Here is an 11,175-nt window from a genome sequence, read left to right as displayed (position 1 = left end):
GAAAATTTAGTTCGCTTGATCAGCCTTAAGACGTTTTCCGACGTTCGTGTCAGATTCAGTTCACCGTTCTTCACCGCATCTTCAAGCGACTGAGGACCGGAAACGATTGGAAACAGGGCATCAAAGCCCTTTTTGTAAAGCATGTCAACGTCTTTTCCCAAATGTCCGCACAAGCCGACGGTAATGCAATCCGGCGAATTTTTCCTGACGCATTCAGCAACGGCCATCGGTGTTTTTCCGAATGCGGTTTGAAAATCGATGCTTCCTTCACCGGTGATTGCCAGGTCGCAATCAGCTGCCTTTTTGTCCAGACCGACCGCATCAATTATCAAGCGTGCACCCGGATCAGGCACTGCATTTAAAAAGGCCATCATGGCAAACCCCAATCCGCCGGCAGCTCCGGCACCAAACGCATCTTTTAATTCGGGAGCAGCGATGTCTGCATAGTGAGCAAGCGCGTTATCAAGGAGCTTGACGTCTGTTTCAGTGGCACCTTTCTGCGGGCCGAAGACGAAGCTTGCGCCATTTTTTCCGGTCAATGGACAGGAAACATCGCATGCGATTGAAAACGCTGCCTTGTCAAGCAAAGGCGTCATCTGCGTTCGGTCAATCCGGGCGAGTTTTCCAAGCGCGATTCCGCCCAAAGGCAATTCCTGATTGTTTTTGTCCAGAAAACGGACACCAAGTGCCTGTGCCATTCCGGCGCCGCCATCGTTAGTGGCAGAACCTCCAAGGCCGATGATGAACCTTTTTGCACCGCGTTGCAACGCATCCAGGATAAGTTCTCCCGTTCCGTAGGTCGTTGCGTGCAGCGGATCGGCCGTTTCAGAACTGACGAACTGGATGCCGCTTGCTGCAGACATCTCAATCACTGCAAGATGTTTCTGCTCAATCAGACCATAAAAGGCGTTCACCGGTTTATTCAGGGGACCGGTGACTTTTTTTGTGATGATTTTTCCGTTTAATGCATCGACCAGAGCCTGAACGGTGCCTTCGCCGCCGTCCGCCATCGGGACTTTGACGATTTGCGCACTGGCATCAATGTTTTTCAGTCCCTTTTCGATTGCCGCGCATGCTTCCTTTGCCGTCATGCATCCTTTGAATGAATCGGGGGCAATTAAAATTTTCAATGGATCACTTCCTTAAGTATATTATAGCCGATGCCAAGAAGTTGTTTTTGAATAATTGCAATTTTTTCTAAGATTGCCAAAAAGAGCCAGCATTGCTGGCCCTTTGGCGGTTATGGAAGAATTAACTAATTTAAGCTTTTTCGAGCTTTTTCGATCTGATGACGAACCTGCTCAAAACCTGTCGATCCGTATGATTTTCTGCGTTCGATTGCTGCCTTTGACTTGAGGTCATAATAAACGTCTTCACCGATTTCGGGATCGATTTTCTGATATTCTTCAAGCGGAATGTCCTGAAGGCAAGTATGTGACTTGATTCCTTGAAGGACAAGGTTTCCGACGATGGCATGGGCCTGACGGAACGGAATTCCCTTTCCGGCAAGATAATCGGCAAGTTCGGTTGCGTTTGAAAAATCGTCTTCGGTTGCTTTTTGCATCTTCTCCTTGTTGACGGTCAGGGTTTCAATCATTCCCGTCATGATCTTAATGCTTGGAATGATTGTCTTGACTGCATCGAAGACGCCTTCCTTGTCTTCCTGCATATCCTTGTTATATGCAAGCGGCAGTCCCTTCATGACCGTCAGCAATCCCATCAGATTTCCGAAAACACGCCCTGATTTGCCACGAATGAGCTCAGCCATGTCAGGATTCTTTTTTTGCGGCATGATTGAACTTCCGGTGGAATATTCATCTGACATTTCAATATATGAAAACTCATATGAACACCAGTAGATGAGTTCTTCGCAAAGCCTCGACAGGTGAACCATCAGAATTGAGGCATTGCTCAGAAATTCAAGCGCAAAATCGCGATCGGATACGGCATCAAGCGAATTTGAATAAACATCTGCGAAACCAAGCTCCCCAGCGGTTAAGAAACGGTCGATGGGCCAGGTCGTTCCGGCCAGGGCACAAGCTCCCAGAGGAGAAACGTCGGTATGTTTTTGATTGAATTCAAAACGTTCAACGTCTCGTTTGAACATTTCGAAATATGCAAGCAGATAGTGCGCATAGGAAATAGGCTGTGCATGCTGCATATGGGTATAGCCGGGCATGATTGTCTCAACGTTTGCCTCAGCTTTGTCAACGAGTGCCTTCTGCAGTTTTTTAAGTTCGGAAATCACTGCAGTCGTTCTCTTCTTGACGTAAAGATGGAAGTCTGTTGCAACTTGATCGTTGCGGCTTCTTGCCGTGTGCAGCTTGCCGGCAACGGGTCCGATCTTTTCCGTCAGCATGGATTCGATGTTCATGTGAATATCTTCATTTTGGTCGGAGAATTCGAGCTTTCCTGCCGACAAATCTTCCTTTAATGAAAGAAGTCCGTGTTCAATTTCGGTTGCTTCCTGTTCGGTCAAAATCCCAGTTTCATTAAGCATTTTGACGTGGGCAAGCGAACCTTCGATGTCTTCGTCTGCCATCAGCTGATCAAACGAAATCGATGCTCCGAACTGGTCAATCCAGGCGGCGGCACTTTCTTCAAAGCGTCCGCCCCAAAGTTTCTTCGTACTCATTATTTCTCACCTTTTTGATGAACCTGAGCATAAACCTGTGTCGGCAGGCCGTAAAGCTTGATGAATCCAGCGGCTGCTTCCTGGTCGAACTCGTCTGCGGAAGTGTATGTTGCGAGCTTTTCATCATAGAGCGAGTTGGCAGATTTTCTGCCCTCACAAATGACGTTGCCCTTGAAAAGCTTGACGCGCACCGTGCCGTTGACGTCTTTTTGGCTTTCCTTGATGAATGCAAGCAGAGAATTCATTAAAGGAGAGAACCAGAGACCGTTATAGATAACGTCTGCCAGCTTGTCTTCAATGTAAATCTTGAAGTGTGCCAGGGATTTTTCGAGCGTGATGTCTTCGATGTCCTTATGTGCGGCCATTAAGACCGTAGCAGCCGGACATTCGTAGACTTCGCGAGATTTGATGCCGACGAGACGGTTTTCAACGTGATCAATTCGGCCGATTCCGTGCTTGCCGGCAAGTTTGTCCAGTTTTTGAATCAGGACATCCAGTTGCAGCGGTTCATCATTGAGCTTGACAGGAACGCCGTTTTCAAATGTCAGCGTGATAACGTCTGCTTCGTCCGGCGTATCTTCCAGGGACTTTGTTCTTGCATAAGCATCTTCAGGTGCGCTGTTCCATGGATTTTCAAGAATACCGCATTCGTTTGCACGGCCCCAGAGATTTTCATCAATCGAGTATGGACTCTTTTTCGTAATCGGTACAGGGATGCCGTTTTCCTTGGCGTAGTCGATTTCTTCTTCTCTTGACCAGTGTACTTCTCTAATCGGGTCTTCGATTTTCATTTCAGGGGCCAAGGCGTGGATGCCGACCTCAAAACGAACCTGATCGTTGCCCTTGCCCGTACATCCGTGAGCAATGGCCGTTGCGCCGTATTTTTTGGCAACTTCGACCAGGTGCTTGACGATGAGCGGACGTGACAGGGCAGAGACAAGCGGATACTTGTTTTCATAGTATGCATGTCCTTGAAGCGCCGGCAGACAATATTCCTCAGCAATTCCTCTTTGGCGTCGATGACGATTGATTCGACGGCGCCGACTGCAAGTCCCTTCTGCTTGACTTCCTCAAGGTCTTTTCCTTCTCCGACATCGATGCAGCAGGCAATGACGTCATATCCTTTATTTTTGAGCCATGCGATTTCAACTGAAGTATCCAGACCGCCAGAATATGCTAAAACAACTTTTTCTTTTTCCATAACCATAAGCCTCCGTTAAATTAATGTCTTTATAATAGCGCTAATATTCAGAAAAAGCAACACAAAATAATTAATTATTCACTTTTTATTAAAAATATCCAAAAAAAGTGAATAAAAGCGAAGGATGCCCGGAAAGTAGAAACCGGTTGCATAAAATGCAGTATGCGCTTACAATGTAATGGTCAGGATATTTTTTTGAGAGAAGGGGTTTGACAATGGAAAGAAAATGGTGGCAGAAAGTGACCGTATATCAAATTTATCCGCGCAGCTTTCAGGACTCGAATAATGACGGAATCGGAGACCTGAAGGGAATCATTTCGCGTCTGGACTATCTTGAAGAACTGGGAATCGGCGCAATCTGGCTTTCTCCGGTCTACAGTTCGCCAAATGACGACAACGGCTATGATATTTCTGACTACAGGAACATCATGAAGGAGTTCGGAACGATGAGCGACATGGAAGAGTTGATTGCCCAGGCAAACAGGCGCGGCATCCGAATCGTGATGGACCTTGTCGTTAATCATACTTCCGATGAACATGCATGGTTCATCGAAGCTGAAAAATCAAGGGACTCAAAATACCGTGACTACTATGTCTGGCGGGATCCTGTCAACGGCGGTGAACCAAATGCGCTTGAATCGTGCTTTGGCGGTTCAGCATGGCAGTATGATGAGCAAAGCGGGCAGTATTATCTGCATTTTTTCAGCAGGAAACAGCCTGATTTGAACTGGGAAAATCCTGAAGTGAGAGAAGAAGTCTATGACATGATGAATTTCTGGATTGACAAGGGAATCGGCGGATTCCGCATGGACGTCATTGAAATGATCGGCAAGCAGCCTGACAGAATGATTTCAGCCAACGGACCGAAGCTTCATGAGTACATCAACGAAATGAATCAAAGAACTTTTGGGAATCATGATCTGCTGACCGTCGGCGAAACATGGGGTGCAACTCCCGACATCGCCAGGCTTTATTCAGATCCCGAACGTAATGAATTAAGCATGGTTTTCCAATTTGAGGCAACGACTTTGGATCAGATTGAAGGAAAGCCGAAGTGGTTCACGAAGCCTTTGGACGTCATGGGACTCAAGAAGGTTTTGTCCAAGTGGCAGACGTGTCTGGGAGATAAGGGATGGAACAGTCTCTTCTGGAGCAATCATGACTTGCCAAGAGCAGTCTCCCAATATGGAGATGACGGAATCTATCGCGTGGAAAGCGCCAAAATGCTGGCAATCGTCCTGCATTTGCTGAAGGGAACGCCGTACGTTTATCAAGGCGAAGAACTTGGAATGACGAACTGCAGGGTTGAAGACATTTCGGAAGTCGACGACATCGAAAGCCGGAACATGTATTTTGAAGAACTTGAAAAGGGCACGTCAAGGGAAGAATTGATAAAGCGCATTAACAGGAAGGGAAGAGACAATGCCAGAACCCCGATGCAATGGGACGGAACCGAAAATGCTGGATTTACCAAAGGGACACCGTGGCTTCATGTCAATGCCAACTATCAGACGATCAATGCAAAGGCGTGCCTGGAAGATGAGAATTCAATTTTCCATACCTATAAGAAACTGATTGACTATCGAAAGAAAAACGACATCGTGGTTTACGGCGATTATGAAATGGTCGACGACGTCCCGGACGACGTGTTTGTCTATCTCAGAAAATACAAAGGTCAGACGCTGCTGGTCTGTGCCAACTTCACGAACGAATTCAGAAAAATCAATTTAGACGAATTCGGACGGCAGACTTCATTTATTTCCAATTATGATGAAGGCGTAATCGACCTTGGTTCCAAGGTTTTAAAGCCATACGAGGCGTTTGCGGTCGAAGTGAAATAAAACTGTTGACGAACACTTCTTCCAGTGATACTCTATAATAGTTTGCGAAATTGCCGAACGTTAACTAATACTGGAACTATGTGTCTGACATGAATGTCGGGCAGGGGTTTTTGTTAGCTGAAAAACGAACTTTCGCAATAATTTGAAATGCAAAAACTAGGAAAACACAATTGATTGCATTATAATTGGTGTTATGGATTGTGCGTAAATAAATCTTGGCAATGGAGGAGATTTTTTGAAAACTAGAAGAAGTGATCGTTTAATTGATATGACCCGCTACCTTTTGGAGCGTCCGCATACCTTAATTTCCCTGACGTTCTTTTCCGAACGATACGAATCGGCGAAATCATCAATCAGTGAAGATCTGGCAATCATCAAGCGTACTTTTAAGCTCAGGGGAATCGGCGTCCTTGAAACGATTCCGGGAGCGGCAGGAGGAGCAAGATTCATCCCGTCCATTTCGGAAGAAGAGGCACGTGCATTTATCGGTGACATGACAAGGGAAATGTCCGAAAAAGACCGCTTGCTGCCAGGAGGATATGTATATCTTTCCGATTTGCTGGGTCGTCCTGACGTTTTGCGCAAAGTCGGCCGCGTAATCGCGCGTCAGTATATCGACAAGCAGATTGATGCCGTCATGACGGTTGCGACAAAGGGTGTTCCGATTGCGCAGAGCGTGTCCAGCTACTTGAACGTGCCGTTCGTCATTGTCCGACGTGACTCAAAGATCACTGAAGGTGCAACCGTTTCGGTCAATTACGTATCCGGTTCAAGCGAGCGAATCGAAAAGATGGAACTTTCGAAGCGCAGTTTGAAGCGTGGCTCGCACGTGCTTGTCGTTGATGACTTCATGAAGGGTGGCGGAACCGTCAACGGCATGAAGTCCATGATTGAGGAATTCGAATCTGAACTTGTAGGGATCACTGTATTTGCCGAAGGTTCATTTGAAGGACACCGCATGGTTGATGACTATACTTCGCTTTTGAAAGTTGACAAAGTCAATACTCTGGACAAGACGATTCACGTCAGTCCGGGTAACTATCTTGAACGGGTTTTTGGAAAATTATAATTCGTCAGGACGGGCATTCAAGAAGTTAAGAGGTAGGAAAATGACAGCAAAATACGCAATTATCTTAGCAGCAGGACAAGGAACACGCATGAAGTCCAAGTTGTACAAGGTCCTGCATCCGGTTTGCGGCAGACCAATGGTTGATCATGTACTGACGCAGATTGAAGAAAATGAGATGGACAAAATCGTAACGATTATCGGTCACGGGGCAGACAAGGTCAAGGAGACTTTGGGAAATCGAACCGAGTATGCTTTGCAATCCGAACAGCTCGGGACGGGACATGCCGTTTTGCAGGCTGAAGGCATTTTGGGCGGTCTTGACGGAATGACGCTCATTGCCTGCGGAGACACACCGCTGTTCACGGCCAAGACGTTTTCGGAACTGTTCGAGTATCATAAGTCAAAGGGCGCTGTTGCGACCGTTTTGACGGCACAGGCTGAAGATCCGTTCGGGTATGGCCGGATCATTCGAAACGAAATCGGAATCGTTGAAAAGATCGTCGAACAAAAGGATGCCACAAAAGAAGAAGCGGCAGTCAGGGAAATCAATACCGGAGTTTATGTCTTCGACAACCGCGAACTGTTCCATGCGCTTCATCAGATTAAAAATGACAATGCTCAAGGCGAGTATTATCTGACGGACGTCATGGAGATCTTCAAGAACGAAAACAAGATCGTTGCCGCATATCGCATGAAGAATTTTGAAGAATCGATGGGTGTCAATGACAGAGTTGCTCTCTCCAAGGCAACGAAGGTGATGCGCAGCAGAATCAACGAAGGCCATATGAAGAACGGCGTGACGATTGTCGATCCTGATAATACGTACATCGACTGCGACGTTCAGATCGGATCAGATACCGTGATTGAACCGGGCGTTTGTCTCAAGGGAAGGACAGTCGTGGGAAGCGACTGTTTCATCGGTTCAAATTCAGAGATCATAGACAGCGTTCTTGATGATGAAGTAACCGTTACATCATCCCTGATTGAAGAAGCTCACATGCAAAAGGGCAGCAACATCGGACCTTACAGCCATTTGCGTCCATTGGCCGACATCGGAGAAGGAGTTCACATCGGCAACTTCGTTGAAGTCAAGAAGGCAAAGATCGGCAGGAACACCAAGGTCGGACATTTGACCTATGTGGGCGATGCGACGCTGGGAAAGGAAATCAACGTCGGATGCGGAACCGTCTTCATTAACTATGACGGCATCAACAAGCACCATACGAACGTTGGCGACTATTCGTTCATCGGCAGCGGCTCAAACATCATTGCACCCGTTGAAGTCGGAGATCATTCCTATATTGCCGCAGGCTCAACGATTACGGACGATGTCGAGCCGCATGACATGGCAATCGCAAGGGGTCGTCAGGTAAACAAGAAAGGCTATTACGATCGGTATCCTGTTGCCAGGGCTGCTGCGGAAACTGAGAAAAACGAGAAAAAATAGTAAAAAGCGTGACATTGGCTTGATTTTATCTCGGATAATGAATAAGATAATTTATAGATAATTATTTTGGAGGATACTATGTCTGAACAATATACAGGTTCAAAGCTTAAGATCTTTGCTTTGAATTCAAACAAACCATTGGCTGAAAAAATTGCTGAATCAGTTGGCGTTCCGTTGGGCAAGACGTCCGTTGACCGTTTCAGCGATGGAGAAATTCGCATCAACATTGAAGAATCAATTCGTGGTGATGAAATTTTCATTATCCAGTCAACATCGGCTCCGGTAAATGACAACTTGATGGAACTTTTGATCATGATTGATGCCTTGCGTCGTGCCAGTGCGGCAACAATCAACGTTGTTATTCCTTACTATGGTTATGCGCGTCAGGATCGTAAGGCACGCAGCCGTGAACCGATTACGGCCAAGCTTGTTGCCGATATGATCGAAAAGGCCGGTGCAGACCGTGCAATCATGCTTGACCTGCATGCCGCACAGATTCAGGGCTTCTTTGACATCCCGGTTGACCACTTGATGGGTGCTCCGCTTTTGGCCGATTACTTCCTGACGAATGGTTTGGATAAGGATGCAGTCGTCGTATCGCCTGACCATGGCGGCGTAACGCGCGCCCGTAAGCTGGCTGAGTTCCTGAAGGCTCCAATTGCAATCATCGATAAGCGTCGTCCGCGTGCAAACGTTGCTGAAATCATGAACATCATCGGTTCAGTTGATGGCAAGCGCTGCGTTTTGATTGATGACATGATTGACACGGCAGGAACGATTACGCTGGCTGCTCAGGCTTTGATGGATGCAGGTGCAATCGAAGTTTATGCTTGCGCAACGCACCCTGTTCTTTCCGGTCCCGCAATCGAGAGAATTGAAAAATCACCAATCAAGCAATTGGTTGTTACTGATTCAATTCAGCTTCCGGAAGAAAAGCAGATCGACAAGCTCGTTCAGGTATCCGTTGGTCCGCTTATCGGAGATGCCATCAAGCGTATCCATGAGAACAAGCCTGTCAGCCCGTTGTTCACGAATCGTTTCCACAGAGACCAGCATTAATTTTGAAATTAAAAAGAGGGCTGGAAAAACCATCCCTCAGATTAAAAACCGGAAATCTGCAATTATTATTGCAGTTCTCCGGTTTTTTATGTATACAGGAATCAGATTGCCGTGATAACGGAATAACCAAAAGGAGTTGGAGACTTGATTTTACAGATTAAAAAAACAGCCAGGTCCGATGAACTGAGAGGCTTGACTGCTTGATTGACGTTGGCTCAGCTAAATTTTTCTGATAATCGAAAACTTCTTTGCTTCAGCCGCTTCCTGTTCAATTGCGGCGTCTTCATCGAAAATGAAATATGGGTGACCATCTTTTTCCTGGACGATGAGAACCGGCTTTTCAGACTTGTGTCGATAAATTTGTGCTGAAACGTATGCTTTGTTAAAATCGAAATCGCTGGCGATTGAATCGCCAGGGTTGAAAAATATGTTTTCGCTCATAGAAATCACCCTTTCATGCTGTTGTCTGCAACTCTATTCTACCACGATGCTGAAGAATTTTGTGGGAACGCGTCTTGAATTTTGTGATATAATCGATTGCGTATCAAAACGGGAAGAAGGTTTTTTTCGTGCAGGCCACACAAAACAAGGAACTGTCAAATGTTCGGCTTTTGATTTATTTTGTTGTTTCCCTGATGTTTAACTGTTTAGGCAATGCCTTGACCGTAGCGCTGAATTTGGGAAGTGCGCTGTGGACGGCTGCGGCAGTCAACATTTCGGACGTGACGCCGATTTCGCTCAGCATGATGCTGTTCATCTTCGGCGTCCTGATTATTATTACGAACGTGATTCTATTAAGGAAAATTGACGTGAGGAGAATCATCGGCAACTTCATTTTCATGGTGCCGTTTTCGGCATTGGTCGGGGCGTTTTCTCCGCTCTTGCTCAACGTCGGCATTGCGAGTTTGCCGCTTTTCTTGCGTGTAGTGCTTGATTGCATGGGTGTCGTGTTCATCTCGATTGCAATTTCGATCTATCAAAGGATCAACTGGATGCTTCACCCTGCGGACGACCTGATGCAGATTGTGCGTTTCAAATTTTTCAAGGGTAATTCTTCATTGGCGCAACTGGCTGTCTTCATGCCGCCGATTGTTGCAATCATCGTTTCGTATGCATTGACGCATCAGATATATGCAATCAACATCGGAACCGGATTTGCGCTGTTGTTTCAGGGAAGTCTTGTCGGTGTTTTTGACAAGATTGTCTTTCCTGACCTCAAGCACCGTAATTTGGAATAATTGACCAAGCTCCTGCAAAATACAGGGGCTTTTTTGCTGCGGAAAGTTTACAAAGAACCCGTGTCATGTTAAATTAAGAGGAAATATGAAAAAAAGCGAGGAAATAAATTGATTACTGTAACAGATGTTAGTTTGAACTTTTCCGGACGTCTATTGTACGATGAAGTAAATTTGAAATTCACGCCCGGAAACTGCTATGGAATTATCGGAGCAAACGGTGCGGGCAAATCAACGTTCCTGAAACTTCTTTCGGGTCAGCTTGAACCGACGACGGGGACGATTTCGATTGGAACGAATGAACGAATTTCGAGCCTTAACCAAAATCACTTTGCCTTTGAAGATTTTACCGTCATGTCAACCGTTATTCAAGGACATACGAAGCTATACGAAATCATGCAGGAAAAGGATGCTCTGTATGCTAAAGCTGATTTCACAGAAGAAGACGGCGTCAGAGCGGGCGAACTTGAAGCACAGTTTGCCGAAATGGACGGATGGAATGCGGAAGCCGACGCATCGGCTTTGCTGCAGTCTTTAGGGATTCCGGAAGAATTGCATGAAAAGAAGATGAGCGAGCTCGATGAAGCACTTAAAGTCAAGGTTCTGCTGGCACAGGCATTATTCGGAAACCCGGACATTCTTTTGCTTGACGAACCGACAAACGGTCTTGACGTTGCAACAATCAGCT

At 46.3% G+C, this 11,175-nt stretch carries 9 protein-coding genes and 1 pseudogene; 6 read left to right on the top strand and 4 right to left on the bottom strand.

The genetic code is table 11. The features are described 5' to 3' along the window. The 3 genes and pseudogenes from V7Z60_RS03745 to V7Z60_RS03735 form a co-directional block, all read right to left on the bottom strand. Positions 1 to 1,130 (bottom strand): glycerate kinase family protein (locus tag V7Z60_RS03745; RefSeq protein ID WP_334116441.1); only part of this gene is annotated, 1,130 nt, incomplete at its 3' end. Positions 1,131 to 1,255: 125 nt separating this feature from the next. After that, on the bottom strand, positions 1,256 to 2,635 hold the full coding sequence (argH, locus tag V7Z60_RS03740) for an argininosuccinate lyase (protein ID WP_334116440.1): 1,380 nt from the start codon (positions 2,633 to 2,635) through the stop codon (positions 1,256 to 1,258). Beyond that, positions 2,635 to 3,836, bottom strand: a pseudogene (locus V7Z60_RS03735) (argininosuccinate synthase). Before V7Z60_RS03735 ends, argH begins: the two are co-directional and overlap by 1 nt. 215 nt (positions 3,837 to 4,051) lie before the next feature. Here V7Z60_RS03735 and V7Z60_RS03730 point away from each other — a divergent pair. The 4 genes from V7Z60_RS03730 (at position 4,052) to V7Z60_RS03715 (ending at position 9,252) form a co-directional block, all read left to right on the top strand. Next, positions 4,052 to 5,677, top strand: a complete 1,626-nt coding sequence (locus V7Z60_RS03730; RefSeq protein ID WP_334116439.1) for an alpha-glucosidase — start codon at positions 4,052 to 4,054, stop codon at positions 5,675 to 5,677. A gap of 235 nt (positions 5,678 to 5,912) precedes the next feature. Beyond that, positions 5,913 to 6,746: a pur operon repressor gene (purR, locus tag V7Z60_RS03725; protein ID WP_334116437.1), complete on the top strand. Its 834-nt coding sequence runs from the start codon at positions 5,913 to 5,915 to the stop codon at positions 6,744 to 6,746. Positions 6,747 to 6,786: 40 nt separating this feature from the next. Further along, positions 6,787 to 8,193: a bifunctional UDP-N-acetylglucosamine diphosphorylase/glucosamine-1-phosphate N-acetyltransferase GlmU gene (gene glmU / locus V7Z60_RS03720; RefSeq protein WP_334116435.1), complete on the top strand. Its 1,407-nt coding sequence runs from the start codon at positions 6,787 to 6,789 to the stop codon at positions 8,191 to 8,193. Positions 8,194 to 8,271: 78 nt separating this feature from the next. After that, on the top strand, positions 8,272 to 9,252 hold the full coding sequence (locus V7Z60_RS03715; protein ID WP_334116432.1) for a ribose-phosphate diphosphokinase: 981 nt from the start codon (positions 8,272 to 8,274) through the stop codon (positions 9,250 to 9,252). Between the two features lie 219 nt (positions 9,253 to 9,471). Here V7Z60_RS03715 and V7Z60_RS03710 read toward each other — a convergent pair whose 3' ends face one another. Then, positions 9,472 to 9,693, bottom strand: coding sequence for a hypothetical protein (locus tag V7Z60_RS03710; protein ID WP_334116430.1), 222 nt, complete (start codon positions 9,691 to 9,693; stop codon positions 9,472 to 9,474). A gap of 128 nt (positions 9,694 to 9,821) precedes the next feature. Here V7Z60_RS03710 and V7Z60_RS03705 point away from each other — a divergent pair, with 128 nt between their 5' ends. Both V7Z60_RS03705 and V7Z60_RS03700 read left to right on the top strand, forming a co-directional pair. Beyond that, entirely contained in the window at positions 9,822 to 10,490 is a 669-nt protein-coding gene (locus tag V7Z60_RS03705) for a hypothetical protein (protein WP_334116428.1), read from the top strand. Positions 10,491 to 10,598: 108 nt separating this feature from the next. Next, positions 10,599 to 11,175 (top strand): ATP-binding cassette domain-containing protein (locus V7Z60_RS03700; protein WP_334116426.1); only part of this gene is annotated, 577 nt, incomplete at its 3' end.

Source organism: Ligilactobacillus sp. (assembly GCF_036846325.1).
In the GTDB taxonomy this organism is placed as follows: Bacteria; Bacillota; Bacilli; order Lactobacillales; family Lactobacillaceae; genus Ligilactobacillus.
This window is presented reverse-complemented; position numbering and strand designations above follow the sequence as displayed.